Below are 25,458 nucleotides of genomic sequence, written 5' to 3' on the forward strand. Positions count from 1 at the left end.
GGATTCAGGTTTCCCACCCGCCAGTTCAATGCCCCACCGCCATTTCACCCTGAACCGGTTTCGGCGTGACGATGTTGCCCAGGTCAATGTGCTTCCACGCCGGCTTGGCCCCCAGCCGCGCGTTGAAACGGTAGTTGAAGGTGAAGTCGTCTTCGGTCGGCTGGTCGAGGGATTTTCCATACAGCGCCGTGACGCCGGCCGACTCGTAGCCCATCAAGCGCAGCAGCGTCGGAAAGATGTTGTAGTGGCTGGAGCGGTCCTTGTTCTGCGCCCAGGCGCTGCGCCAATCGAGGGTCTGCACCCCGCTCCCCTGGATCACCAGCAACGGCACCAGCCCTTCTTCTTCCACCGGATCTCCGCCGCAATGGGTGTTGAGGCCGGGGTTGCCGCGTTCGTGCAGGTCCTGGCCATGGTCGGAGGTGTAGATCAACACCGCATTGTCGAGAGTGCCCTGTCGGAACAGGCGTTGGAAAAATTCGCCGACGTTCCACAGCAAGGTGTTCTGGTAAGCATTGCGATACAGCACCCAATCATTCGCTTCGCCACTGAAGCCGTCGCGCCGGCCGGTGTCGGCCACCTCCTCGAACTGCCCTCGCGGCAAGGCCGGACGGTAGGTCATGAAAGCATCGGGGTATTTGTCGTGGACCGGGAAATGCGCGCCGACTTTGTTGACCACCACCAGTTCGGCCCGGTCATTGTCCATCAGCTCGATCAGTTTCGCCGCAGCCGCCATGTCACGGTCGCGCACACGAATCTGGTCGAACTGGACAAATTCGTCGATGTCCTGTTGTTCCAGCTCGGTCATCAGGTTCTGCCGCTTGCCGCCGGTGTTCTGGCCGTCGATATAGACGGTGCGCAACCCGGCGTTGCGGGCGTACTGCCAGATCGACGGCTGGGTGCTGTTGATGCGCATGTAGTCGCCACGGGTGCCGCCATAGCGCAGCGTAACGTTGGTGTCAGCGCTGCAATTGGCGATCGAGGCGGCGTAGCCGTAATTGAGGATTTCCACCCCAGGAGGGGGGGTCTTGAGGCCGGTGGCGACGCCGGACGGCGTGTTGATATCAAGATAATTCCCGCTAATGCTTTCGTCGATGATCAGCACGATATCGTGGCCGATTGCCGTTGTTTGCCGCACGAGACTGACTGGCGCCCGTGGACCCACAGTGTTGTGCAGGGCTTCATAGATGAACAGGTTCAGATAGGCCAGCGGCGTGTACATGATCGGTAAACCGCGCGCGCCCTCGCCTGCCCGTACGAACAGCACGCCACTGAGCAGTAGCACGCCGAGCAGGGGTGCGCTGATCGCAACGTAGCCGGGCAACGGCAGATGACGCCGAGGCTTCAGGCCGATTCCCAGCAACAGCAACAAGCCCCACGCAACCGCACTGATGATCACCTCGCGGTACTGATAAGCCGCCTCCTGGATGAACCCGCCGGAATACACCATCGACACGAACTGGCTGTAGGTCAGGTAGCTGTCGGTTACGCGCGTGTAGACCTCGAAGAACACCGCCGAGGCAAACATCGCCAGGGCAAACAGATGCCGCACCAATGCCTGGCGGATGTACGCGGTTATCCACAGAGCCAGCACCAGCGCAACGAACATCGCGCCGAACAGCAGCGTTGCAAAGCCAAAACCCAGCGCCGCCAGACGGTCGAGGTAATAGTCATGTGCCCTGAGCAGGTACAGCAGCAGTAGCAGTTCCTTGAGGTATCGGGCCATGTTTTTCCCAGCGTTACGAGGCGGTTGAAAACGGCTTTGTTTCTGCACACTAGCAGCGGGTTTGCAAAGCGCAAGAAAGCCGATCAACGGCTACAGCGTCAAAAAAAAGTTAGCTCAAAAATGACACCTAATAACCGCTAAAAATATAAAAATCTATGGATGAATACCGTTCATCGGCTACTCAAACTGCTTTGAAGCCCTTTAAAAACGGCACATTTCCAATTCCGTCAAGGACTTGATATCAAAAAGCCCTACTCTTTCGAGTTTGCCAACAGTGACAACTGTCATTTTGCTGACACGCTTTTCTGAGGCTGCGCTATACCCCTCTAAACAGTTTCATCCGAGTTACATCAACGGGTCTGCGAGGCGCGCCAAGAATGGACGTGAGCGTATTTGGAACGGGGTACGTTGGGCTGATTCAAGCGGCGGCGCTGGCAGACGTCGGACATCGCGTCCTGTGTGTCGATATCGATCCGAACAAGATCCGGCAACTGCAACAGGCGGTGCCGCCCATCAGCGAGCCGGGACTGTCCGGGTTGCTCGAAGACAACATCAAGGCCGGGCGCCTGTCGTTCAGTTGCCAGGCCAGTGATGCGGTCAACCATGGCGAGCTGATCTTCATCGCCGTCGGCACGCCCGCTGATGAAGATGGCTCGGCGGACCTCAGCCATGTTCTGGCCGTGACCCGGCAGATCGCCGATTTCATGGACAGCGACCGCACCCTGATCATCAAGTCGACCGTGCCGGTCGGCACGGCCGACAAGGTCGCCGAATGCGCCCGCCAGGCGTTGGCCCGTCGTGGCCTGCAACAACTGAATGTGCGCGTGGTGTCCAACCCGGAGTTCCTCAAGGAAGGCAGCGCACTGGCCGATTGCATGCGCCCGGACCGGATCATCGTCGGCACCGTCGACGCCCTGGCCCGCGACCAGATGAGCGAGCTCTACGCGCCCTTCTGCCGTAACCACGAAAAGCTGATGTTCATGGACAACCGCAGCGCGGAACTGACCAAGTACGCCGCCAACGCCATGCTCGCCACGCGCATCAGTTTCATGAACGAACTGGCCAACCTCACCGAACACCTGGGCGCCGACATCGAGGCCGTGCGCAAGGGCATCGGCTCGGACCCGCGCATCGGCTACCACTTCATCTACCCCGGCTGTGGCTTTGGCGGCTCGTGCTTCCCCAAGGACCTGCGTGCCCTGCTGCACACCGCCGAACAAAGCGGCATGCCACTGCGCCTGCTGCGCAGCGTCACCGATGTGAACGACAGCCAGCGGCACATTCTTTTCGAAAAACTCACGCTGCAGTTCCCCGACGGCCTGGCCGGCAAGTCGATTGCCATCTGGGGCCTGGCATTCAAACCGAACACCGACGACATGCGCGAAGCTCCCAGCCGCTACCTGATGGAGGCACTCTGGCGCGAAGGCGCCCGCGTCCAGGCCTACGACCCGGAAGCCATGTCCGAATGCCGGCGCCTCTATGGCTATCGCAAGGACCTGAACCTTTGCGCTACCCGCGACGACACGCTGGAAGATGCCGACGCCCTGGTGATCTGCACCGAGTGGAAGAATTTTCGCGTGGTCGATTTCGACCTGCTTGCGAGCAAGCTGCGCGCGCGGGTCATCATCGATGGTCGCAACCTGTACAACCCGGAACACCTGGCCGCCGCCGGGCTGCTGTATCGCGGCATCGGGCTGCGCCACACCGTGCCCGTTCAAGGGCCACAAGCGTGAACATCCTGGTGACCGGCGCGGCCGGTTTCATCGGCGCCCATTGCGTGTTGCGACTGCTGCGCGACGGCCATGACGTGTGCGGACTGGACAACTTCAACGACTACTACGATCCGCAGCTCAAGCACGACCGCGTGGCCTGGGTCAAAGGCCAGGCCGGCGACTTCCACCTGGCGCGAATCGACCTGACCGACGCATCGGCCCTCGACCAACTGTTCCGGTCCCATCGCCCCGACGTGGTGATCCATCTGGCAGCCCAGGCCGGCGTGCGTTATTCGCTGGAAAATCCGCGGGCTTATGTCGACAGTAATCTCAGCGGGTTCCTGAACATTCTGGAGAGCTGCCGCCGCCATCCGGTCAGGCACCTGATCTACGCCTCTTCCAGTTCGGTGTACGGCGCCAACCAGCGCACGCCGTATTCGGTACAGGACGGTGTCGACCATCCGTTGTCGTTGTACGCGGCCACCAAAAAGGCCAATGAACTGATGGCCCACAGCTACAGCCATCTGTTCGGCATCCCCTGCACCGGCCTGCGTTTCTTTACCGTCTATGGCCCCTGGGGCCGGCCGGACATGTCGCCGATCCAGTTCGCCCGGGCCATTGCCGAAGGCCAGGTGCTGAAGCTGTTCAACCATGGCCAGCACGAGCGCGACTTCACTTGCATCGACGACATCATCGAGAGCATCGCCCGGCTGATCGAGCGCCCACCTCTGGCAAACCCGGACTGGAATCGCCACCAGCCGGACCCGGCCACCAGCCTGGCACCGTGGCGCGTCTTCAACATTGGCGGACAGCATCCGGTGACGCTGCGGGCCTACGTGGCGCTGCTGGAAAAACACCTGGGCCGGAGCGCGCGAGTCGAGCTGCTGCCCCTGCAACCGGGCGATGTGCTGAACACCTGCGCCGATGCCAGCGACCTGGCCCGGGCCACCGGTTTCCAGCCTTGCATCGAACTGGATGAAGGCCTCGGCCGTTTCATCGACTGGTTCCTCGATTACTACGCACCGCCCATCGCCCACGCACCGCTTGCGACAGAACGCTTGCGGCCCAACCTCAACGGAGGAGTCTATGACCCGACATGAGCAAGACATCCCGACCCGGACCCTCGGCCGCGACAAACGAGTCGACCCCGAGCACCGCAGGCGCCTGGACGCGGCTATCCACCGCCAGGGTCGTGGCTGGATGACCGGCCGCGACGGCGGCCGGCCCTGGACCGTCTCGCGCACCAACCGGGTGGTGGCCTGCCTCGGCGCATTGGCCCTGTTGCTGATGCTCAGTCCGCTGCTGCTGGGTCTGGCACTGCTGGTGAGGTTCTCCAGCCCTGGCCCGGTGCTGTTCGTGCAGAAACGCACCGGCTATCGCGGCCGCGTTTTCGGCATGTACAAGTTCCGCACCATGGTCGCCGACGCCGAGGCCTTGAAAGAATCGCTGCGCCACCTCAACAAGCACGGCGCCGACGCCATCGACTTCAAGATCGACAACGATCCACGCATCACCCCCATTGGCCGGTTCCTGCGCCGCAGCAGCCTCGATGAATTGCCGAACCTGATCAACGTGGTGACCGGCGACATGCGCCTGGTGGGCCCGCGGCCGACCTCGTTCAACGCCTACCGCTACAAGGACAACCATTTGGTGCGCCTGAGCATCTACCCCGGCCTCACCGGCCTCTGGCAGATCTCCGGACGCAGCAATATCGACTTCGACCAGCGCGTGGAACTGGACCTCAGCTATATCGCCGAGCAGAGCCTTTTGCTGGATTTGAAGATCCTGATGATCACCCCTTTCAAAGTCTTCAGCGGCCACGGAGCGAGTTAAATGGACGGTTCAACGAATATCCTGACCATAGCAAGCCCGAGCGAGACCAACCTGACCTCGACCGTGCTCGACCCTTCCTTGCGGATCCTGCTCCTGACGTCGGCGAACATCGGCACCGGCACGAGCACCAGCGCCATGGCGCTGGCCGCCCAGTTGGCGCAGATGAGCAGCGGCCGTGTGCTGCTGGTGGACGCCAGCCGGTCGCCGCGCAACCTCAGCCAGCAGCTGTCGCTGCAAAAAGAGCGCGGCTTCAGCGACCTGTTGTTCAACAGCCTTTCCCCACCATTGTTGCAGGACTGCGTGGTGCAGGTTTCCAGCCTGCCCTTCGACGTGCTGCCCAACGGCCGCCTGGGCCATAACGCCGAGCGCCTGAGCCCCGAGCGACTGCGCCCGCTGTTCAGGCAACTGGCCGCGCAGTACCGCTTCGTGGTGATCGACGCCGACGCGGTGTATTCGGCCACCGACACCCTGGTCATGGGCACTCAGGTGGACGGCGTGGTGCTGGTGGTGCGCGGCGAGGACACCCGCTGGGAAGTCGCCCAGGCCGCCCGGCAACGCTTGGCCCAGGCCGGTGCGAAGGTGGTCGGCAGCGTCTTCAATCGCCGCAAGTACTACATGCCCAAGTGGCTCTACAACAACCTGTAAGCCTGCAAAAGGATGACGAGATGAACGCCAGAATGCTTGTCCTGCTGTTGCTGCCGCTTGCCGGTTGCTCCAGCACCACCGATACCCGCTCGATGCCGGTGCAGATCCTCACGGCCGCGCCGGCCAACGCCCAGGCCACCGACATGCCCAAGGTCGAACAGACCCTGCGGCCCCAGGACGTGCTGGATGTGATTTTTCATATCAGCACCACCGCCTCCCAGGCTTATCGGGTACAGCCGGGCGACCAGGTAGCGCTGAACTTTACCGCCGCCAGCCAGCTCAATGGCACGCAACAGGTGATGCCCGACGGCAGCATCGAACTGCCGGGCGCCAACACCTCGGTGAAAGTCGCCGGCCTGAGCACCGACGAGGCCCGCCTGGCGGTACAGCGAGCCTATGAGCAGAAGATGCTGTTCCAGCCCAATCGCAACCAGTTGACGGTGTTGGTGACCAGTCCGCTGGCCGGCGAGACGACCCTGCGCAACACCCTGACCCACCCTGGCACCGGCATGAGCCGGGAAATCACCGTGGGCCGGGACGGCTACGCCAGCTTTCCGGAAATCGGCGCCGTACCGCTGCAAGGCATGACCGTCACCCAGCTGGAAACCTTCCTCAACGAGCGTTACGCCAATCTGCCCGGACGCATGACCGTCGATGTGCTGCTCAAGTCCACCGCCGGCAATGAAATCTATGTCCTCGGTGAAGTGGCCCAGCCCGGTTCCTATCCGATCCGCCGGCCCATCTCGGTACTGGAAGCCCTGACCCTGGCCCGTGGCCCGAACGTCAAGGCCCGGCTCGACTCAGTGGTGATCATGCGCCGCAACGGCAATCAGGTCGAAGCCCGCCACTACGACGTCGAAAAAGCCTTGAGCGGCGACGCCACGCAAATCGCCTACCTGCAGCCCGAAGACATGCTCTTCGTGCCCAAGACCGGGCTGGCCAAAGCCGGCGAAACGGCCCGCCAATTGGCCGACGTGGTGCTGTTCCAGGGCGTGGGGTTCGGCTTCGGCTACCGCGTCGACAACAAAGGCAGCGACAACTGAAATTCAGGTGACCGATCATGAACCCCAAGGAAAATTATCTGCACGAGTTTTTCAGGATCTTCTTTGCCAACAAGCAATGGGTGAAGCGCATCTTCCTGATTTTCGCCGTGATCGCCCTGGTGCTGCCATTGATGCTCAAGCAGAGCTTCGATATCACCGCCCAGGTGATCGTCCAGTCGAAAAAACTCTCCCAGGGCGACGCCACCACGTCGCTGAACCAGGAAAACGCCACGTTCATCCCGCCGTCCCTGGCGGACATGGAAACCGAGAGCAATATCCTCCGCTCGCCGGCGTTGATTCGCCAGACCATCCAGACCCTGCGCGACCAGGGCGAGTACACGCCAAGCCCAGGCATCCTCAACAAATGGGTCAGCGAGCCGCTCAAGCGCTACATCACCCAGCCGCTGCGTGAGTATGTGGTCAACCCGTTGCGCGACGGCCTGGGGCTTGAGGTCGATCCGGTGCGCGACACGATGCTCGATACGCTGACCGACCAGGCCATCGAGAACCTGAAGATCGAAACCCTCCCCGGCTCCAATGTCATCTCCATCGTCTACAGCTTCGGTGACCCGGCCCAGGGCACGCGGTTCGTCGCGCAACTGCTGAAGAACTACCTCACCGGCCGCCAGGAACTGCAATCGATCGAACTGCCGCAGACCTTCTACGAGCAGAAAAAAGCCCAATACCAGACGCGTCTCGACGGCCTGGAAGACAAACGACTCGGGCTGCTCGAAGGCATCGGTTCGTCCGATCCGAAGGAAGAAGTCACGTTCCGCCTGAACGCCATCAATACCGAAGAGCAGGCGCTGAACCTCTATCAGGATCGCCTGCTGCAAAGCCAACGCTGGCTCGACTACCTCAAGAGCAGCCTGGCGGCGACGACCAGCTCGCGGTTCAACGACTACACCTTCCCGTTCACCTTCACCACCACGGTGGACAACATCGCCTTCGAGGACCGGGAAATCCGCCAGTTGGGTGAGCAACTGACCGGCCAGGTCAGCCGCTACATGAATGACCTGGCGATTTTCCAGCCCGGCAGCGAACCGATGCTGCTGGCCCGGGAGCAGATCGTGCGCACCCGCCAGCAGTTCCTGAAAGTGGTGACCAACCGCATCCAGGAACGCACCACCGATCTTGCGGTGGTCAGCTCGGTGATCGAGCAGAAAAAAGCGCGCATCGGGGCCTTCAAGGAGCGCATCCATCAGTTGCAGGAAACCCAGAGCAAGCTGCGGCAGATGGACACCGAGATCAACGCTCTGCATGCGGCGTTCTCCACCTACGCCCAGCGATTCGCCGAAGCCAGTACCGCCCGCTCGCTGGACAACGACCTGTCCAACGCGCGGGTCCTGAGCCCGCCTTTCGAACCGACCGCCGCGGCATTTCCCAAGCCGATGCTGATCATTGTGTTCGGCCTGTTCAGCGGGCTGCTGCTGGCCATCGCCCTAGTCTACGTGCGTGAGTTCTTCGACCATCGCTTCAAGCATCCGGCGCAGATCACCCAGCAACTGGATCTGCCGGTGTTGCTGGTGATCAACGAGCAGTCACCCGAGCAGGTCAATCCGCATCGCAACTGGAGCTTGCCCAGCCTTGTCCATTGGGTGAGAAATTGAACGCGCCGTTCGGCCCGTCCCACCGCAGCAGCCCCCTGTCGATCATTCATCTGCTCGACAGCGGCGGCTTCTACGGGGCCGAGCGGATGCTGCTCGATCATTGCCTGGCAACGCCCGGCCAGCACCAGGTGGTGTTTTTGGCGGCGCCGCCGACCTTGATCACGCTTTCGCCAGGCCGGGGTCGACTGCCGCCACTGCGCCAACTGGGCCGAGCTGCTGCGGCATTTGCGGCAACGCCGCGCCGAGCGACCGCTGATCAACACGCACAACTTCAAAGGCCTGTTGTTCGGCTGGGCCGCGGCCACGCTGCTGCGCCTGCCCCTGGTGATTACCCAGCACGGCTTTACGCCGCGCAGCACCAAGCAGCGTTTCTATACCTGGCTGAGCCTGCAAACTGTGCCGCACCGCCTCGGTCAAGCGAGTGGTATGCGTGGCCGAAAGCATCGCGGCGTTGCACCGCCAGGCCAGCGTGCAGGCGGACAAACTCGACGTGATTCCCAACGGCCTGCCGGCGGTCGCGACGCCCCTGCCGCATCGCAATGACCGGCAGCGCTGGCGGGTCGGCTACGTCGGCCGCTTGAGCAGCGAAAAAGGCCCGGACCTATTTCTCGACGCCATGATCCCGCTGTGCCAGCGCCATGCTTCGCTGCACGCGGTGATGCTCGGCGACGGCCCGGAACGCCAGACCCTGCTCAAGCGCATCGCCGACGCCGGGCTGCCCACACGCATCGAATTGCCCGGCTACCAGACCGACATGAATGCCTGGTGGAGCCGCCTCGATGTACTGGTGATCAGCTCGCGCACCGAGGGCACGCCGATGATTCTGCTCGAAGCCATGCAAGCCGGAGTGCCGGTGGTGGCGTTCGGCGTCGGCGGCATTCCCCGATGTCGTACAGGACCGCCACAACGGCCTGCTCGCCACACCCGCCGACAGCGACGAGCTGGCCCGGCAGATCGAGACGCTGTTCAGCGAACCACCGCTGGCGCAAATCCTCGCCGACAACGCGCGGCGCACCCAACGTGACCGCTACGACCTTCGCACCCTGGCCGAACGCTGGTCGCAACTGTATATCCGCACGGCACGGGAGGCTCGGCCATGATTGTCCCGCTCTCGATCGTCAGCCTCCTGGGCCCTGGTTTGCCTCATGTTGCTGGCCAGTCCTTATCCGTACCTGGCACCCGGCGCGGTGCTCGGCCTGGTCGGCGTCGCCGTGCTCTATCGCAAGCCTGGCTGGGGTTTGCTGGGCATTGCCGCGCTGGTGCCGTTCGAAGGCCTGTTCAAGGAAAACGCCTTTTCCGGCAGCAAGTTCCTCGGACTGGCGCTGATCCTGATCCTGGCGTTGCAACTGGCCCTGCACCAGATTCCCGCCACTCGCCTGCGCAGCAACATCTGGAAGCCGCTGATCGGCTTCATGCTGTTCTATGGCCTGAGCCTGCTGCTGTCGGAAAATCCGGGCCTTTCCACCACCCACTTCCGGGAACTGGCGGTGGGCCTGGTGCTGTTCGCGATCACCCTGCTGATCGGCCGCGAGCTGAACCTGGACCTGTTCTGCCGGTTGGTCACCCTGAGCGTCACGACGACCTGCGTGCTGGCGATGTTCTCCGCCCGGTACCAGGATCAGGGCCGCGCTTCCGGCCTGTTGGAAGATCCGAACACCTTCGCCCTGCTGATCGCCTTCACCGTGCCGCTGGCGTTGTTGCTGGTGGTGCGCAGTCCGAACCTGCTGCACCGGTTGTTCTGGGGTGGCTGCTTCATCCTGCTGCTGGGCGGCATGACCAAGACCGAATCGCGTTCGGGACTGGTAGTGCTGCTGCTCAGCCTGATGATCGGCTTGTATCACTACCGCGCGCAGCTGCCGCGCATCCGCCCACGGCACCTGGGCTTCGCGATGCTCGGGCTGGCGCTGCTGATTCCCCTGGCAATCGCGGTGATGCCGGCCGGCTACGTGGCGCGCATCCAGTCACTGAGCATCCTCAGCGCTGGTGCCAGCGCGCACAAGGACGAATCCCTCGGCCGCCGCGCCTCGTACATCGTCGTCGGCAGCCAGATGCTTCGCGAAAATCCGCTGCTCGGCTCAGGTCCCGGAACGTTTCCCCTGCACTACGCCCCCACCGGTTACGCCAAGGCTTTCTCGGCCAACCGCAAGCTGGGGGACCTGTATCGCCGGGCGCATAACACCTACCTGGAAATCTTCAGCGAGATCGGCATTCCCGGCGGGTTGATGTTTGTCGGCATGATCGGCCTGGGTCTCTACAACCTGCTGCGCGCACGCCAGCTCTGGCTCCAGCGTCGGGACTGGGTGCAGGCCGACCTGCTGACGCATCTGGGCATGAGTTTCCTGTCGCTGGCGTTGTTCCTGATGTTCCTCAGTGCACCGAACCACAAGTTGCTGTGGATCATGCTGGGCTTGACCAGCGTATTGCGCTACGACGCCGAACGGTCCGCGCCGCAGGAGACCCGTTGATGAAACGCGTGAGCATTGTGATCCCGATGTACAACGAGGCCCGGCACATCGGCCGCACCTTGCTGGCGGCGCAAGAAGCGGCGCGCCACGCGCAGCTGGAGTGCGAGCTGATCGTGGTCGACAACGGCTCGGACGACCATGGCCCGCGCATTGCCAACGAATTGGGCGCACGGGTGCTGATCGTGCCCGGCGTGCACATCGGCGCCCTGCGCAATCGTGGCGCGGCGGCCGCCAGCGGCGACTGGCTGGCGTTCATCGATGCCGACATCGAAATGCCCGCCGACTGGCTCAGGTTGTTGATCGAAATCGAAGGTCGCCAGGGCGATGTGCTCGGTCTCGACCTGGATACGCCCGAGCAGGCGCCGTGGTTCGCCCGGGCCTGGCAGCGGCGCGGCCAACGCCCGGGGTCGCGTCCGCTGCACCGGGTGCAATGGTTGCCCAGCGCCAATCTGCTGATGCGTCGCGCCTGGTTCGATCGCGTCGATGGCTTCGATGAAACCCTGCGCACCGGTGAGGACAAGGATTTTTCCCTGCGCCTGCGCCAGGCCGGAGCGCAGTTGTTGCTGGTGAGCGAAAGCCTCGCCTTGCACTGGGGTTACGAAGGCAGCTGGCGCGAGTGGATGAGCAAGGAACTGTGGCGCCAGGGCAGTCACTGGCAGCTGCTGCGCAGCCACGGGCCGAGCCTGCGGCTGTTGCGCTTCCCCGCCTTGTCCATCGGTGCCTGGGGCCTGGATTTCGTGGCGCTGGTCGCGCTGTTCCAGGGCCAGCCGCGCCTGGGGCTGATGCTGCTGTTGATCAGCACATTGCCGGCCCTGGTTCTGAGCTTGCGCCAGAGCCAGCGCGACCTGCGCCTGACCTTGCAACTGTGGGCCCTGCATGGGGTGCGCCTGCACCTGACCGGCGCGGCGCTGTTGCTCAATCTTTTTCAATGGAACGTCAGGAGACCTGCCCGTGGCTGAGTTTTTCTATTGGTCTTGCCTGTTGCTGCCGGTGTACGCGTACCTCGGCTACCCGCTGTTGCTGACCTTGCTGGCGCCGCTCTTTCCGCTACGGCGCTACACCACGGCAGTGCCGATGGACGTGAGCATTGTGATTGCCGCCCACAACGAGGCGCGGCACATCGAAGAAAAATTGCGCACGCTGCTGGCTCAGGATTATCGCGCGCGCTCGCTGCAAATCATCCTCGCCAGCGACGGTTCCACCGATGACACGGTGGCCTGCGCACGCAAGGTCAGCGATCCGCGGATCAGCGTGCTCGACCTGCCGCGCCAAGGCAAGGCTGCCGCCCTCAACACGGGCGTGGCCCACAGCAGCGGCGAAATCCTGGTGTTCACCGATGCCGACAATCAATGGGCCCACGATACCCTCGGCCATCTGTTGGCGCCGCTGGCCGACCCGGAAGTCGGCGCCTGCGCCGGGCACATGGAAATCCCCGTGCCAGGCAAGGGCCTGAGCCTGGGCGACAGCCTGTATCGGCACTACGAAGGCTGGCTGCGTCGGGTCGAGAGCCGCACCGGCTGCATGGTCTCCGCTGACGGTGCTCTGCTGGCCCTGCGCCGGGAGTTGTTCCAGGCGATACCGGCGCAAGTCAACGACGACTTTTTTCTCAGCACCTGTGCGCCGGTGGCCGGCAAGGCGATCGTCTACGCCCCGCTCGCCCGAGTGACCGACCAGGGCGTGGACGAAGCCGACAAACAGTTCCGCCGGCGCCAGCGGGTCACCGTCGGTGGGTTGCAGAGCCTGGCCCAGCGCCGCGAACTGCTCAATCCCTTGCGGCATGGGCTCTACGCCATCGGGCTGATCAGCCACAAGTTGATCCGCCGCCTGGCGCCGGTGTTGCTGGTGCCGCTGTTGCTGAGCAACGCCTGGCTGTGGAGCGAGCACGGGTTCTATCGCCTGAGCCTGGTGGCGCAGTTGCTCGGCTACGCCATCGCCTTGATCGGGTTGCTGGACGTCGGCCACCGCCTGCCCAGGCCTTTCCGCCTAGCCGCGTTCGTGCTGGTGACGCTGGCGGGCATGAGCATCGGGTTGTGGCAGTTTCTGCGCGGCCACCGCTATAGCCAATGGAATCCCGAGCAGAACCGCTAAGGAGCAACGCCGATGTCGATCAAACACGTCTTCAAGCGCACCGGCGGCTGGCTGTACCTGAACACGTCGATGGGGCGCCATCCCTTGCGTGGCGCCGGCGTGATCCTGATGTTGCACCGGGTGTTGAACAACGACCGCGCCGCCGAACTGCCGCATCGCAACGAGCTGTGCGTGGGGCCTGAAGCGTTCGAGCACCTGTTGATCTGGCTGCAACGGCATTTTGAATGCGTGCCGTTGATGAGCTTGCTGCTGGCCGACCCGGAAAGCGTTCCGAACCGTCCGCGGGTGGCCCTGACGTTCGACGATGGCTGGCGCGACAACGCCATGAATGCCTTTCCCCTGCTGCGCCAGTACCAAGTGCCGGCGAGCATTTTCCTGTCCACCGATTTTGTTGGCAGCCGCCAGCATTTCTGGTGGGAAAGCATCGGCGAAACCCTCTGGGGCAGCCATGGGCAGCTGGCGCGGCATTCGCTCATCGAGCATTTGCAGCAGGTCGGCCGGCCATTGCCGGTGCTGCTCGATGACATCGACGACGAACGCCGCAGCCTGGCGTTGCTGCATTTCCTGCAAAGCCTGAAAACCCTCGATGCGCGAACCCTGAGCGATCTCACCGAGGCCTGTCCGCAAGGCTCGCAACCCCAGGCATTGGACTGGACCCAGGTGCGCATGCTCGAAGATTCCGGCCTGATCCGCTTCGGCCCCCACGGTGCCAGCCATGCGATCCTGACCGGGCTGGACGACCAGCGCTTGCACGAGGAACTGACCCGCAGCTGGATAGCTTTGGAAAATGGCTGCGCGCAACCCCTGCCGGTGTATTGCTACCCCAACGGTGATCATGATGCACGGGTACGCGAGCAGGTGGCGGCCCACGGTTTTCCGTTTGCACTGGGCACCGAGGCCGGGCTGTATCGCCACGATGGCGAGCCCTTGAACCTGCCACGCTTCGGCGTCAGCCAGCGCAATGCCTGCCACCCCGAGTTGCTGGCCTGGCGCATTCGTCGAGGAGCCCGCTCATGAGCCGAGCCCATTACCTCAAGCACCTGGCACTGAGCATGGGCACGCGCCTGGCGATGATCGCTCTGCGCCTGCTGCGCAACGTGTTGCTGGCAAGGATCCTGGGGCCCAGCGAGCGTGGGCTGTTTGCATTGCTCAGTACCCTGCCCGACCTGATCAGCGCGGCCACCAGCGGTGGCCTGAATTCCGCCGTCGGTTACCAGGCGGCGCAGCAGCGCTCGATGGGCTTGTTGCTCAGCCAGGTGCTGGTGTTCGGTTGTCTGTTGGCCGGGTTGTTGACCTTGTTGGTGGTGGCGCTGGTGCGTGAGTTCGGTGGTGAGCTGGACATCACCACGCAATTGGGATTGCTGGCCTGGCTGCTGTTGCTGGCCGTACCGCTGACCGTGCTCAAGAGTGGCCTGCTGACGCTGCACAATGCCTCGGGCGGCGTGGGCGCGTTCAACGCGTTGCGGCTGATGGAGTCGCTGGCACCGCTGTTGTTGTTCGTGGCGCTGTTCTGGATGTGGCAAGACAAGGCGCTGGAGGCGGCACTGATCAGTTGGCTGGCGGGCTTGAGCCTGGTGGTGCTGGCCGGCTGGATGTGGTTGCGCCGCGATCATGCGGTCGAGCTGCAGTGGGATCGCGCTGGCCAGAACGAGCTGTTGCGCTACGGCGCCCGCAGCCATCCTGACCTGTTGTTCCAGCAAGTGGTGCTGCGCTCGGATTTCCTGTTCATCGGCGCCCTGCTGGGCAGCACGGCGCTGGGGCACTACGCCATGGCCAGCGCCGCGGCGGAACTGCTGCTGATCGTGCCGGAAGCGGTCACCACGCCGCTGATGAAACGCCTGCTGCAGCAAGACCGCGACATGCAGCGCCTGACCCCGCTGGCCTTGCGCCTGACCGCCACGGTGATGCTTGGCGCTTGCCTGGGCATGGCGCTGATTGGCGAGTGGCTGATCGTCACGCTGTTCGGCGTCGCCTATCAACCGGCCTACCCGGCCCTGCTGGCGCTGCTGCCGGGGCTGTTCGGGCTCTGCTACGCGAGCATCCTGCGCCTGGATCTGCTGGGCAAGGACCGACCCGGCACGGTGTCGCTGCTGATGGGCGTCGGCGCGCTGCTGAACCTGGCGCTGAACCTGGTCCTGATACCGCGCTACGGCATCGTCGGCGCGGCCGCCGCGTCGTCGATCGCCTATCTGGGGGTAACGCTGGCGCTGCTGGGCATGTACTGCCGCCTCAGCGGCGTGGCGCTGTGGCAGACACTGATCATCCTGCCCAGCGATTTGCTGCCGATGCGCCAGATGCTGCTGGGGAAATCCGCGTGAACACCGCCGCCCGCCAGACCGCCATCGCGAGCAAGCTCGCTCCCACAGGGTCCAGGGTTGGGCTCGGTATTTGTGTTCACCGCAGATCACCTGTGGGAGCGAGCCTGCTCGCGAAAGCGCTGGGTCAGATGGCTGGGATGTTGAGGGTGACGGCCCCTTCGCGAGCAGGCTCGCTCCCACATAGGTTTGGGGTTGGGCAGGGTATTTGTGTTCGCCACATTTCAATTGTGGGAGCGAGCTTGCTCGCGATGGGGCCCGCACGGTGCATGCGAAAAATCGGCGTCGGTCTATGCCTTCTGGCCCTCGCAGCCTCGGCCCATGGCGCGTCCATGCAATGGACCGGCATCCGCGACGGCAGCCTGTACCTGCAAACCGACCAGCCGAGCAATGTGACCGTGCGCTGGGTGCCCGCCTGGCAGGCCGATGCCAATGCCGAACATCTTTACCTGCTCGACGGCCAGGGGCGCCTGGCCGGTGAACGCCTGGTCGAGGCGGCACAGACCCGTGGCGAGCAACAGTGGCCGCTGCAGCCTGGTGCCGCCAGTTATCGCCTGGAAATTCCCGGCTACAGTTTCCGCCGCTATACGGTAGAGCACGACGCGCGCACCCGTGCCCTGTTCGCTCCGGCGAAAGTGCATTTCAGCGCCGAAGCCCACGATGGCGACGAGTTGTACTTCAAGGTGGCGGCCGGCGAACGCGCAGTGCTGGCGGGTAAATTCCATGGCGGTGTGCACGCGCTGCAAGCCCGGCGCGTCGGCGACGGCAAACAGCTCCAGCTGAATCTCAAACCGTATCGCGCCTATTGGCAGTTCGACCAGATCGCCCTGCCGGTGGCGGATGTCGAGCAGACCTGGCGCCTGCACTTGCAAGGCAACGGCAAGGTAGCGTTCTGGCTCGACGGTAGCGCCAACCTGTTCGCCCAGGACCCGGCGCAGTTGCAGCCGGTGCGCCAGGATCGGGGCCAAACCCACCTGACCCTCCATGACGATGTGCTCGGCCCCACCCCCAGCCTGGGCATGTCCCTGCCCTACGTGTTGCCGCCAGCGTCCGCCTACGCGGTGATCGATACCCTCAAGCCCCGAGCGGCCACCTACTACAGCTTCGTCGATGTCACGGCGGCCAAGGCCGACCACGAAGATGCGTTCCGGCGCCTGTACCAGGATCGCTTCGGCATCACCCGGGACATTACCCTCTTGGCCGGCAGCCAACGCAAGGCCGATCTGCGCGCCGACCGGACCAGCAACAGCGGCTTGCAAGCCTGGCTCGACACGACCCGCGCCCTGGGCGGCAAGGGCCTCCATTACCTGAGTTTCGCCGACGAGCCGAACCTCAACTATCCGGACTTCACCAGCTTCCAGCAGATGTTCGAAAGCCTGGCGGCCCAGGTCCGCGCCAACGACGCCAACGCCCGCGCCGGAGTGCGCATCGCCATGCCGGCCAGCTCCCGATTCACCAATGGCCCGCTGGCCGAAAACGCGGCGGATCGGCGCGGCATCGATTGGGCACGGCGCCTGCTGGAAACCTCCGGCGACCGGATCGACGCCCTAGCCTGGCATGAATGGATGGTCCGCGACTTGCTGGCAACCCGGGTCTATCGCAACAGCGTCCGCCAGGCCGCCGACCTGGTGGGCCTCGACGGCCAGGGCCGGCCGCGCAAGGCTTTGCTGCTGGATCAGACCAACATCTCCAGCGGCTCGAGCCTCAGCCCCTACGATCAGGAAACCCACTACGCCGCGCTGTGGTGGACGTCGGTGGCGATCAACGCCTCCGCCGACGGCTGGCTGGACATGCTCAATTGGTTCCAGTCCGCCGACGAGCCGGAATACCCCAAAGGCATGGTGCGAGTGCTGGACAACCAGCGCTTCGAACTCAAGCCGGTGGGCCTGGCCCAGCAATTCATCCAGCAGCACTGGCTCGACCAGGTGCTGCGCCTGGACAACGACGCGTTTGAAGTCGACGCGCTGGCCATGTCTACCGGGCAGCAGCGCAGCCTGCTGGGCGTGAACAAAAGCACCCGCGCCCATCAAGTCAGCCTGCAGGGCGCAACCTGCCCGCAGCCCGGCGCCAGTCTGGTGTATTTCGGCCCGGACAACATCAGCCGCAACGTCCCGTTCGACTGCAAGGCCGGCCAGATCGGATTTCTCCTCCCAGGAGAAACCGTGTTCGCCCTGCGCTGGACTGCCACCCTTACCCCCCAACCCGCTATCCGTCAGGAGGCTCCATGAACGCTCTGCAAAAACTGCGTGATCGCATTCAGAAAAAAGGCCTGCGTTCCGTTTTCAAATTGCTGATACGCCGCTTCGTGTTTTTCCATTCGCAACTGGTATGGCTGGAGCACGATGTGAGAATCCCGCTGCGGCCGCATACCCTCAGGCCCTACCCACCGGTACGTCGCGAGTTCATCACTGTCGAAAACGCCGACGCTTTCGCCAGGCATTTCGGCGACCGCGTCGAAACCATGCGCGAGCTGGCCGCCGAAGGTTATACCGGCCTGATGTACCTGGACGACAAGGGCGACACCGTAGGTTTCGCCTGGGCCAGTACACGAGACTATTTTGATCGCCACTTCTATGGCTGCTGGTTCCCGATCAAGCCGGGTGAATACTTCCAGTTCGGTGGCGAGATGATCCGTGCGTACTGGGGCTCCCAATTGTCGGCGGATGTACAAACCGACATTTGGAAAGTCATGGCGGACAAGGGCTGCGACAAGATGGTCGATGTCTGCGACCTGGAGAACACCCCAGCGATCAAGATGCACATCCGCATGGACTTCCAGGAACGCGGCCAGATCACCCATGTGTATTGCCTGTTCGGTCGCTTCCGGTTCTTCCGCGACACGTTCTACAGCGGCTCGGTACTCGACGGCTTCCGTAAACCGGCGCGGCCGGTTGCATCGGCTGCGGCGGCCTGACGTCCATGGCGATCCGGTTCCAGTGGTGTCGCTCCATGAGCGCGGCGGAGTTTCCTGCAACGGCTTATGAAGAGCTGCGGACCCAGGTGGTCGACGCTACGCCGTTCAATACGCTGGCCTGGTTGCAAGCGGCGGAATTCGCCCTCGCGCCCGACCAGCAACTCCATGTGCTGCTGGGCTGGCAGGACCAGACACTGTGCCTGTGCCTGCCGCTGGTCGCGGGCCGCGAGCGCATCGGCGGGCTGCGCTTTCGGGTGTTGCATCACTTGGGGTTTCCACTGGCTGACCGGATCGCCCTGCTGGTGCGCCTGGACGCCGAAGCCATGGGCCAGGCGCTGGTGCAGATCCGCCAGCAGGTGCCCCACGCGTTGCTGCAATTGAATGAAGTAATCGAGCCGGTCGGCGAACAAAGCGTGCTCAGTGCCTGGATGGCGCTGAGTTCCACCGGCGAACGGCGGCTCGGTTGCCGGGTCCCGGTGCATCTGATCAGCGACAGCGACCATCAGGAAATCACCGGCGATCCGCGTTACAAGTTGCGCCGCGCGCGCAAGCGGATCGCCGCTTGCGGTGCCGAAATACGTCGGGTGACGCCAGATGCCATCGGCATGGGGCATCTGCTGCGGGCTCTCGCTGAAGTCGAGGCGGCCAGTTGGAAAGGCGAAGAAGGTGTCGGCATCTTCGCCGACCCCGGGCGCCGGCAATGGATGAACCTTGCCTTCACCGCCCTCGCCGCTCAAGGCCTGGTGCGGGTGGTGATGCTGGAGCTGAACGGCGAGTGCATCAGCTATCGCCTCGGCCTCCTCGACCAGGGACGGCTGTATGACTACAACCTGGCGTTCCTGCCGCGGCACGCCGACCTGGGCAGCGGTCGGGTCTTGCTCGAAGAGTGGATCCGCTGGGGGCTGGACGAGAACTGGCGGTGGATCGATGCATCGCGCGTCAGTCTGGAGAATTCCAGCCATCAACTGCACGAACGCATGACCGGCCAACTTGAGCACTGGCGCTGGAGTTTCTATTCCTGGCGGCCCGATGGCCTGCTCCTGGGGTTCGCCCTGCGGCTATGGAAAAGCCTGAAGCCCTGGCTCGGCAAGCGCCGCGCCAAACCGTCCGCGACGACGTCGCCCACTGCCCAAAAGCCGGAGGACACGCATGCCTCGCCAAGTGATCGTCAACGCTGATGACTTCGGGCTCAGCCTCGATGAAAACCAGTTGATTCTGCGAGCCTTCGAGGCGGGCGTGATCAGCTCCGCCACGGCCATGGCCAACATGCCGGGGTTTGACCAGGCGTGTGAACTGGCCCGACACCCACTGCTTGAAGGGCGCATCGGCCTGCATTTCAATCTCAGTTACGGACCGCCGCTGAGTCAGGCAATCAGGACACGGCAGACGTTCTGCAATGCAACCGGCGAATTCGACCTCAATCTGTCGCGCTACAGCCTGCGACTGGGGACGGACGATCTGGCGGCCGTGGAAGAAGAACTCCAGGCGCAGTGGCAATACTGCCTGGACCGTGGCCTGCGTCCGAGCCATCTGGACTCTCATCAGCATGTACACAACATCTGGCCCGTCGGCGAACTGGTGGCTCGCTTCGCCGCTCGGCAAGGCGTGCCCATGCGCCTGGCACGTAACCTGGGACCGAACCTGAGCGTGGCCAAACGCATCTTCAAAACCCTGCTCAACCGCCGCTTGCGCAGGCTCTGCGGCGCAACGGCGGATTATGTCTGCACGCCAGCGGACCTGCATCACGCGGCCCCACCGAAGCATGGTTCGCTGGAAGTGATCGTTCATCCGCTGCAGCTGGACGGGGATTTTGGCGACGCTAGCCTGGCCCTCGACAACTCGCTGACCCAAGTGCTGCACAGGCGCCTGGCGGGGGTGCCGAAGGTGGGGTATGGCGAGAGTGGGCGGGAGTTTGAGCGAGTTGAGTTTGGAGATCTGTATTGACCCGTGGCGAGGGAGCTTGCTCCCGCTGGGCTGCGCAGCGGCCCCGACGAGGCGAATGCTGGAACCGGAGGGGGCCGCTACGCGCCCCAGCGGGAGCAAGCTCCCTCGCCACGGAGGCGGTAATGTTTCAATTGCCCAGGCACGCTCGGGCCAGGGAGGCCCGCCGATCAATGGCTTCACACAGCCGACGCTTCTGCGTCTCCCAGACGTCAGCCTCGACCCGGGCCGAACGCATCAGCGCCAGCATCGCTTCCTTGGCATGGACGTACTCTGCCCAGGCATCCCGGATCTTGAGATTGCGGCGCTCTTCATCGCTCATGTCCATGCGCCTCAGGGCCAGGGTGCATTCGTCCCGGATCAATGGCCCGAGGGTCATCTGGATCTTGTGGGGTGCCTTGAAACATGCGCTACCGGCAACGATGTCCCGGGCCCGGCCCAGGCCCCATTCGAGCGCTTGGCACAACGGTTCGCGCAACGCGCGATCATGGAATTCCTCGACCCAGACGGATCCGTTCGGCCGATAAACACAGATGAAAAGTTGCGTCACGCTCTGCTGGTTGATCCGCGCCTGGACCTCGACCTGCGTGCCGTCTTCCAGGACCTCTTCGTGGTTGCGCCCCGCCAGCCGACGGTTCACCCACAGCCAATACGCTGCGCTTCTACGTCGCATCCCGTTGCCCTCCCCCTAAGGAACAGGGAGTAAGGCACACGGATGGGACAATTTCCAGCGCTGCAAAGCGGGCTTCTGACGAATGACAGTCGCCACTCAGCGGCCGAGCTTTTTCTCCACCTGGCCGACCTTGTCGCGCAATTTCTCAGCGTCCTGCTCATGGCTCTTGATCGACTTGGGCGTGATCGTCTTGTCGACTTTGTCAGTGGCCGGATCCGGGTGGTGCACATCGCGCTCCACGACGTCCACCGGATCGCCGGCGGCATCCTTCGCTGGCGCATTGTTGCCGACTTGGCTGACTGTTTTCGAATGTTCGCTCGTCATGACATCGTCCTCGACAGGATTGAGTATTGAATTTCGAGTGGGGCGAAACGGCGAGAGTTCGATCGGGTTGCATGAAGACCCCTGCCACAGGCAAACCGTCCGAAATCCCTGCGCGCCCGCCGAGGAATCTGCTAAAACGCAGCTTCTGTCCCCGAGTAGCGAATCGCGTCGATGCCTTCATCCTTACTTTCTCGCCTCAGGCAACGCTGGCTGGCCTGGTTGTTCATGGCCGCGATGGTGGTCGGCCTGCCGGTGGGCTGCGCGGTGTTGCAGCACAAGGAACGCGAGCTGGTGTTCCGCATCGAGCCGGGGACGGCGAGCTGGTTCAGTGGCCTTCCCAGCGGTGTGCAGGAGTTCGACCTCAAGCCCAAGAGCTTCAAGGCCGGGGAAAATATCCACGGCTGGTGGTGGCCGGCCGAACGCAAGAACGCGCCCGCCATCCTCTACCTGCACGGCGTGCGCTGGAACCTGACCGGCCAGCTGTTTCGCATCCAGCAATTGCGGGCTCTGGGCTATTCGGTCATGGCGATCGATTACCGTGGCTTTGGCAAAAGCCAAGGGGGGCTGCCCTCTGAAGCCAGCGTGTATGAGGATGCAAGAATCGCCTGGGAACGTCTTGCGGTGCTGCAACCAGACCCGGCCCTGCGCCTGATCTACGGCCATTCCCTGGGCGGTGCCGTCGCGGTGGATCTTGCGGCGGAGCTGGGTCAGGAGGCGGCAAAAAATGGCACCCCCGTGCCCGCCCGAGGCCTGGTCATCGAATCGACCTTCACGTCCCTGGGCGATGTCGCCACCGCCATGGCCAACACTTCCCTGCCGGTGCGCTGGCTGTTGTCGCAGAAGTTCGATTCCATCGACAAGATCGGCGAGATCAACATGCCGTTGTTGATCGTCCATGGCGCCGCCGACCGCTACGTACCACCACGCTTCAGCGAGCAGCTGTTCAACGCTGCCCGGGAACCCAAGCGTTTGTTGTTGGTGCCGGGCGCCACGCATAACAACAGCATGAGCCTGGCGGGCCGCACGTATCGGCAGGCGTTGGATGCGTTGATGAACACCCGCCCATCCCCGGTGGCCGGAAACGCCCAGGCAAGCCCGGCCAAGGCCGGTTAAACCATCATTGCCCTGTGGGAGCGAGCCTGCTCGCGAAGGGGCCAATCCATTCAACATCGGGGCGAACTGACAGACCGCTTTCGCGAGCAGGCTCGCTCCCACAGGGGATTGGGTTTACTTCAGAACTGGGAGCAAAAAAAACGGCACCTTTCGGTGCCGTTTTTTCATTGCGAGTGCAGATTTACTTACGCGCCGCCTCCCACGATTTCAGCAGTTCGGCATAATTCACCGTCTCGCCTTTAGGCTTCTCGTTCGCCAGTTTCGGCTTCGGTGCGCCCGGTTGATCGAACCAGTATTGCGCGTCGCGCTCAGGGTTCATCTTAGGTGCGCAGGTGGCCTGGGCCTTGGAGCGTTCCAGACGCGTCATGATCGCGTCCTGATCCTTGGCCAGCCCATCGAGAGCCTGTTGCGGGGTTTTCTCGCCACTGGCCGCCTCGGCGATGTGGCTCCACCACAGTTGCGCCAGGCGTGGATAGTCCGGCACGTTGGTCCCGGTTGGCGACCATTGCACACGGGCCGGGCTGCGATAGAACTCCACCAGGCCACCGAGTTTCGGCGCCAGGTCGGTCATCGCCTGGGAGTTGATGTCCGATTCGCGAATCGGTGTCAGGCCAACGATGGTTTTCTTCAGCGACACGGTCTTGGACGTCACGAACTGCGCGTAGAGCCAGGCCGCGAGGCGCTGTTTCTCAGGCGTTGACTTCATGAAAGTCCAGGAACCCACGTCCTGATAGCCCAGCTTCATGCCCTCTTCCCAATACGGACCGCGTGGCGACGGCGCCATGCGCCATTTCGGCGTGCCGTCGGCGTTCATCACCGGCAGGCCCGGCTTGGTCATGTCGGCGGTGAAAGCGGTGTACCAGAAAATCTGCTGGGCGATGTTGCCTTGGGACGGCACTGGACCGGACTCGGAGAAGGTCATGCCCGCCGCTTCCGGTGGCGCGTATTTCTTCATCCAGTCGACGTACTTGGTGGTGGCGAACACGGCGGCCGGGCCGTTGGTGTCGCCGCCACGGGTGACGCTGGAGCCGACCGGATGGCAGTCTTCGACGCGAATGCCCCACTCGTCCACTGGCAAGCCGTTAGGCAGGCCCTTGTCACCGCCGCCGGCCATGGAGAACCAGGCATCGGTGAAGCGCCAGCCCAGGGACGGGTCTTTCTTGCCGTAGTCCATGTGGCCGTAGACACGCTTGCCGTCGATCTCCTTGACGTCTTCGGAGAAGAATTTGGCGATGTCTTCATAGGCCGACCAGTTCACCGGTACGCCCAGCTCGTAGCCGTATTTTTCCTTGAACTTGGCCTTCAGGTCCGCACGCTCGAACCAGTCGGCGCGGAACCAGTAGAGGTTGGCGAACTGCTGGTCGGGTAGTTGATAGACCTTGCCGTCCGGCGCGGTGGTGAAGGAGATGCCGATGAAGTCCTTGAGGTCGAGGGTCGGCGAAGTGAAATTCTTGCCCTCGTTGGCCATCAGGTCGGTGATCGACTCGGTCTTGCCGTAGCGAAAGTGCGTGCCGATCAGGTCCGAGTCATTGACCCAGCCGTCGTAGATGTTCTTGTCGGACTGCATCTGGGTCTGCAGCTTCTCCACCACGTCGCCTTCCTGGAGCAGGTCGTGGGTCAGCTGGATCCCGGTGATTTCGTTAAAAGCCTTGGCCAGTACCTTGGATTCATATTCGTGGGTAGCGATGGTCTCCGAGACCACGTTGATTTTCATCCCGCGAAACGGCTCGGCGGCCTTGATGAACCACTTCAGTTCTTCGAGCTGCTGCTCGGCTGTCAGGGTCGACGGCTTGAATTCGCTGCCGATCCATTTTTTCGCGGCGTCTTCATAGGCGTCGGCCCAGGCCGTAGCGCTCAGCCCGCTGAGTGCCAGCATGGCTGCCAATGAAACGCTATGTCGCAGCTTATTGTTTTTATCGAACATAGAGACCTCCTGTTTGGGTTTAAGAGCCTGATCGTCGTCGAATTGTCGCGACTAGCCCCACCGCATCACTGCCAACAGCCACACCAGAGACAACGCGAACGCTATCCAGATGCTCCAGTCGGTAACGCCGATCACCAGCAGGTGCAGGTAGGCGCTACCGAGAAGACCGATAAACAACCGATCGCCACGGGTCGTGGCAATCGGCAGGAAACCACGCCGAGGGATACTCGGCGAACGCAGTTCCCACGTCGTCATGCCCGCCAGCAGCAAGGCGATGACCCCAAAAAACGTCGCCGTCGGGGCGGTCCAGTTCATCCATTCCATCATCGACTCCTCAGACCCGGCCCAGGGCAAAGCCCTTGGCCACGTGGTTGCGAACGAACCAGATCACCAGCATGCCCGGCAGGATGGTCAACACCCCTGCTGCTGCCAGCACGCCCCAGTCAATACCGGACGCCGACACCGTGCGGGTCATGACCGCCGCGATCGGCTTGGCATTCACCGAGGTCAGTGTCCGGGCCAGCAACAGCTCGACCCAGGAGAACATGAAGCAGAAAAACGCCGTGACGCCGATGCCGGACCCGATCAACGGGATAAAGATCTTGGCGAAGAACTTGGGGAAACTGTAGCCGTCAATGTAGGCGGTCTCGTCAATTTCTTTCGGCACGCCGGACATGAAGCCTTCGAGGATCCACACCGCCAACGGCACGTTGAACAGACAGTGGGCCAAAGCCACGGCGATATGCGTGTCGAACAGGCCGATGGACGAGTACAGCTGGAAGAACGGCAACAGGAACACCGCCGGTGGCGCCATGCGGTTGGTCAGCAGCCAGAAGAACAGGTGCTTGTCGCCGAGAAAGCGGTAGCGCGAGAACGCATAGGCCGCCGGCAGCGCGACCGCCAGGGAAATCACCGTGTTCAGGCTCACGTAGTACAGCGAGTTGAGGTAACCGGTGTACCAGCTCGGATCGGTGAAGATCACTTTGTAGTTCTGGAAGGTGAAATCCTGTGGCCATAGCGTCAGGCCGCCGAGGATTTCGGTGTTGCTCTTGAACGACATGTTCAGCAGCCAGTAGATGGGCACCAGCAGGAACAGGATGTAGATCAAAAGCGGGATCAGCTTTCTCTTGCTCAT

At 63.1% G+C, this 25,458-nt stretch carries 21 protein-coding genes and 2 pseudogenes; 17 read left to right on the plus strand and 6 right to left on the minus strand.

All coding sequences use genetic code 11. The features are described from left to right. Nucleotides 1-25 precede the first annotated feature (25 nt). Nucleotides 26-1,723, minus strand: coding sequence for a sulfatase-like hydrolase/transferase (locus PSH78_RS17375; protein WP_305495729.1), 1,698 nt, complete (start codon nt 1,721-1,723; stop codon nt 26-28). A 377-nt stretch (nt 1,724-2,100) separates the two neighbouring features. Here PSH78_RS17375 and PSH78_RS17380 point away from each other — a divergent pair, with 377 nt between their 5' ends. The 16 genes and pseudogenes from PSH78_RS17380 to PSH78_RS17455 all read left to right on the plus strand — a co-directional run bounded on the left by PSH78_RS17380 (nt 2,101) and on the right by PSH78_RS17455 (nt 20,292). Further along, a complete protein-coding gene (locus PSH78_RS17380) occupies nt 2,101-3,456 on the plus strand; it encodes a UDP-glucose/GDP-mannose dehydrogenase family protein (protein WP_305495731.1) in 1,356 nt (451 codons plus the stop codon). Then, on the plus strand, nt 3,453-4,535 hold the full coding sequence (locus tag PSH78_RS17385) for an NAD-dependent epimerase (RefSeq protein WP_305495733.1): 1,083 nt from the start codon (nt 3,453-3,455) through the stop codon (nt 4,533-4,535). Before PSH78_RS17380 ends, PSH78_RS17385 begins: the two co-directional genes overlap by 4 nt. Then, nucleotides 4,522-5,268 carry a sugar transferase gene (locus PSH78_RS17390; RefSeq protein WP_305495735.1) on the plus strand — a complete coding sequence of 249 codons (747 nt, stop codon included), beginning with the start codon at nt 4,522-4,524 and terminating at the stop codon, nt 5,266-5,268. The genes PSH78_RS17385 and PSH78_RS17390 overlap by 14 nt, the downstream gene beginning before the upstream one ends. Continuing rightward, entirely contained in the window at nt 5,269-5,913 is a 645-nt protein-coding gene (locus PSH78_RS17395) for a CpsD/CapB family tyrosine-protein kinase (RefSeq protein WP_305495737.1), read from the plus strand. A gap of 20 nt (nt 5,914-5,933) precedes the next feature. Beyond that, a complete protein-coding gene (locus PSH78_RS17400) occupies nt 5,934-6,956 on the plus strand; it encodes a polysaccharide biosynthesis/export family protein (protein WP_305495739.1) in 1,023 nt (340 codons plus the stop codon). A gap of 17 nt (nt 6,957-6,973) precedes the next feature. Continuing rightward, the gene (locus tag PSH78_RS17405; RefSeq protein ID WP_305495741.1) at nt 6,974-8,566 is read left to right on the plus strand and encodes a Wzz/FepE/Etk N-terminal domain-containing protein; all 1,593 of its coding nucleotides are present in this window, start codon (nt 6,974-6,976) and stop codon (nt 8,564-8,566) included. After that, nucleotides 8,563-9,666 (plus strand): annotated as a pseudogene (locus PSH78_RS17410) (glycosyltransferase family 4 protein). Before PSH78_RS17405 ends, PSH78_RS17410 begins: the two are co-directional and overlap by 4 nt. After that, nucleotides 9,663-11,031: pseudogene (locus tag PSH78_RS17415) on the plus strand (O-antigen ligase family protein). The pseudogenes PSH78_RS17410 and PSH78_RS17415 overlap by 4 nt, the downstream one beginning before the upstream one ends. Beyond that, complete coding sequence (locus PSH78_RS17420) at nt 11,031-11,990, plus strand: glycosyltransferase (protein WP_305495742.1); 960 nt, start codon at nt 11,031-11,033, stop codon at nt 11,988-11,990. Before PSH78_RS17415 ends, PSH78_RS17420 begins: the two are co-directional and overlap by 1 nt. Then, nucleotides 11,983-13,119 (plus strand): glycosyltransferase, encoded by a 1,137-nt coding sequence (locus tag PSH78_RS17425; RefSeq protein WP_305495744.1) that lies wholly within the window; start codon nt 11,983-11,985, stop codon nt 13,117-13,119. The genes PSH78_RS17420 and PSH78_RS17425 overlap by 8 nt, the downstream gene beginning before the upstream one ends. 12 nt (nt 13,120-13,131) lie before the next feature. Next, nucleotides 13,132-14,136 (plus strand): polysaccharide deacetylase family protein, encoded by a 1,005-nt coding sequence (locus PSH78_RS17430; protein WP_305495746.1) that lies wholly within the window; start codon nt 13,132-13,134, stop codon nt 14,134-14,136. Next, nucleotides 14,133-15,437, plus strand: a complete 1,305-nt coding sequence (locus PSH78_RS17435; protein WP_305495748.1) for a lipopolysaccharide biosynthesis protein — start codon at nt 14,133-14,135, stop codon at nt 15,435-15,437. Before PSH78_RS17430 ends, PSH78_RS17435 begins: the two co-directional genes overlap by 4 nt. Before the next feature lie 248 nt (nt 15,438-15,685). Next, the gene (locus PSH78_RS17440; protein WP_370870958.1) at nt 15,686-17,662 is read left to right on the plus strand and encodes a hypothetical protein; all 1,977 of its coding nucleotides are present in this window, start codon (nt 15,686-15,688) and stop codon (nt 17,660-17,662) included. Continuing rightward, nucleotides 17,659-18,348 carry an N-acetyltransferase gene (locus tag PSH78_RS17445; protein WP_305495752.1) on the plus strand — a complete coding sequence of 230 codons (690 nt, stop codon included), beginning with the start codon at nt 17,659-17,661 and terminating at the stop codon, nt 18,346-18,348. The genes PSH78_RS17440 and PSH78_RS17445 overlap by 4 nt, the downstream gene beginning before the upstream one ends. Before the next feature lie 5 nt (nt 18,349-18,353). Then, a complete protein-coding gene (locus PSH78_RS17450) occupies nt 18,354-19,526 on the plus strand; it encodes a GNAT family N-acetyltransferase (protein ID WP_305495754.1) in 1,173 nt (390 codons plus the stop codon). Further along, nucleotides 19,498-20,292: a ChbG/HpnK family deacetylase gene (locus PSH78_RS17455; protein WP_305495756.1), complete on the plus strand. Its 795-nt coding sequence runs from the start codon at nt 19,498-19,500 to the stop codon at nt 20,290-20,292. The genes PSH78_RS17450 and PSH78_RS17455 overlap by 29 nt, the downstream gene beginning before the upstream one ends. Nucleotides 20,293-20,419: 127 nt before the next feature. Here the strand turns inward: PSH78_RS17455 and PSH78_RS17460 are convergent, their stop codons facing one another. Next, a complete protein-coding gene (locus PSH78_RS17460) occupies nt 20,420-20,962 on the minus strand; it encodes a hypothetical protein (RefSeq protein ID WP_305495758.1) in 543 nt (180 codons plus the stop codon). A gap of 96 nt (nt 20,963-21,058) precedes the next feature. Continuing rightward, on the minus strand, nt 21,059-21,286 hold the full coding sequence (locus PSH78_RS17465; RefSeq protein WP_305495760.1) for a hypothetical protein: 228 nt from the start codon (nt 21,284-21,286) through the stop codon (nt 21,059-21,061). Between the two features lie 171 nt (nt 21,287-21,457). On the opposite strand from PSH78_RS17465, the gene PSH78_RS17470 reads away from it, so the two are divergent. After that, nucleotides 21,458-22,399 carry an alpha/beta hydrolase gene (locus PSH78_RS17470; RefSeq protein ID WP_305495762.1) on the plus strand — a complete coding sequence of 314 codons (942 nt, stop codon included), beginning with the start codon at nt 21,458-21,460 and terminating at the stop codon, nt 22,397-22,399. Between the two features lie 181 nt (nt 22,400-22,580). On the opposite strand, the gene PSH78_RS17475 is transcribed toward PSH78_RS17470, so the two are convergent. Genes PSH78_RS17475 through PSH78_RS17485 form a run of 3 tightly spaced genes read right to left on the minus strand, consistent with a single transcriptional unit; the run spans nt 22,581 to nt 25,458 of the window. Continuing rightward, entirely contained in the window at nt 22,581-24,323 is a 1,743-nt protein-coding gene (locus tag PSH78_RS17475) for an ABC transporter substrate-binding protein (RefSeq protein WP_305495764.1), read from the minus strand. A 51-nt stretch (nt 24,324-24,374) separates the two neighbouring features. Then, nucleotides 24,375-24,647, minus strand: coding sequence for a DUF2160 domain-containing protein (locus tag PSH78_RS17480; RefSeq protein ID WP_305495766.1), 273 nt, complete (start codon nt 24,645-24,647; stop codon nt 24,375-24,377). Between the two features lie 10 nt (nt 24,648-24,657). Then, nucleotides 24,658-25,458 (minus strand): carbohydrate ABC transporter permease, encoded by an 801-nt coding sequence (locus tag PSH78_RS17485; protein WP_305495769.1) that lies wholly within the window; start codon nt 25,456-25,458, stop codon nt 24,658-24,660.

Source organism: Pseudomonas sp. FP198 (assembly GCF_030687895.1).
Taxonomy (GTDB): domain Bacteria; phylum Pseudomonadota; class Gammaproteobacteria; order Pseudomonadales; family Pseudomonadaceae; genus Aquipseudomonas.

Bases quoted from the DNA above. Each gene is read 5' to 3' on its own strand.
- PSH78_RS17375 (WP_305495729.1), bottom strand. From the start codon at position 1,723: ATGGCCCGATACCTCAAGGAACTGCTACTGCTGCTGTACCTGCTCAGG.
- PSH78_RS17380 (WP_305495731.1), top strand. From the start codon at position 2,101: ATGGACGTGAGCGTATTTGGAACGGGGTACGTTGGGCTGATTCAAGCG.
- PSH78_RS17390 (WP_305495735.1), top strand. From the start codon at position 4,522: ATGACCCGACATGAGCAAGACATCCCGACCCGGACCCTCGGCCGCGAC.
- PSH78_RS17395 (WP_305495737.1), top strand. From the start codon at position 5,269: ATGGACGGTTCAACGAATATCCTGACCATAGCAAGCCCGAGCGAGACC.
- PSH78_RS17400 (WP_305495739.1), top strand. From the start codon at position 5,934: ATGAACGCCAGAATGCTTGTCCTGCTGTTGCTGCCGCTTGCCGGTTGC.
- PSH78_RS17405 (WP_305495741.1), top strand. From the start codon at position 6,974: ATGAACCCCAAGGAAAATTATCTGCACGAGTTTTTCAGGATCTTCTTT.
- PSH78_RS17420 (WP_305495742.1), top strand. From the start codon at position 11,031: ATGAAACGCGTGAGCATTGTGATCCCGATGTACAACGAGGCCCGGCAC.
- PSH78_RS17430 (WP_305495746.1), top strand. From the start codon at position 13,132: ATGTCGATCAAACACGTCTTCAAGCGCACCGGCGGCTGGCTGTACCTG.
- PSH78_RS17435 (WP_305495748.1), top strand. From the start codon at position 14,133: ATGAGCCGAGCCCATTACCTCAAGCACCTGGCACTGAGCATGGGCACG.
- PSH78_RS17440 (WP_370870958.1), top strand. From the start codon at position 15,686: ATGGGGCCCGCACGGTGCATGCGAAAAATCGGCGTCGGTCTATGCCTT.
- PSH78_RS17445 (WP_305495752.1), top strand. From the start codon at position 17,659: ATGAACGCTCTGCAAAAACTGCGTGATCGCATTCAGAAAAAAGGCCTG.
- PSH78_RS17450 (WP_305495754.1), top strand. From the start codon at position 18,354: ATGGCGATCCGGTTCCAGTGGTGTCGCTCCATGAGCGCGGCGGAGTTT.
- PSH78_RS17455 (WP_305495756.1), top strand. From the start codon at position 19,498: ATGCCTCGCCAAGTGATCGTCAACGCTGATGACTTCGGGCTCAGCCTC.
- PSH78_RS17460 (WP_305495758.1), bottom strand. From the start codon at position 20,962: ATGCGACGTAGAAGCGCAGCGTATTGGCTGTGGGTGAACCGTCGGCTG.
- PSH78_RS17465 (WP_305495760.1), bottom strand. From the start codon at position 21,286: ATGACGAGCGAACATTCGAAAACAGTCAGCCAAGTCGGCAACAATGCG.
- PSH78_RS17470 (WP_305495762.1), top strand. From the start codon at position 21,458: ATGCCTTCATCCTTACTTTCTCGCCTCAGGCAACGCTGGCTGGCCTGG.
- PSH78_RS17475 (WP_305495764.1), bottom strand. From the start codon at position 24,323: ATGTTCGATAAAAACAATAAGCTGCGACATAGCGTTTCATTGGCAGCC.
- PSH78_RS17480 (WP_305495766.1), bottom strand. From the start codon at position 24,647: ATGGAATGGATGAACTGGACCGCCCCGACGGCGACGTTTTTTGGGGTC.
- PSH78_RS17485 (WP_305495769.1), bottom strand. From the start codon at position 25,458: ATGAGCAAGAGAAAGCTGATCCCGCTTTTGATCTACATCCTGTTCCTG.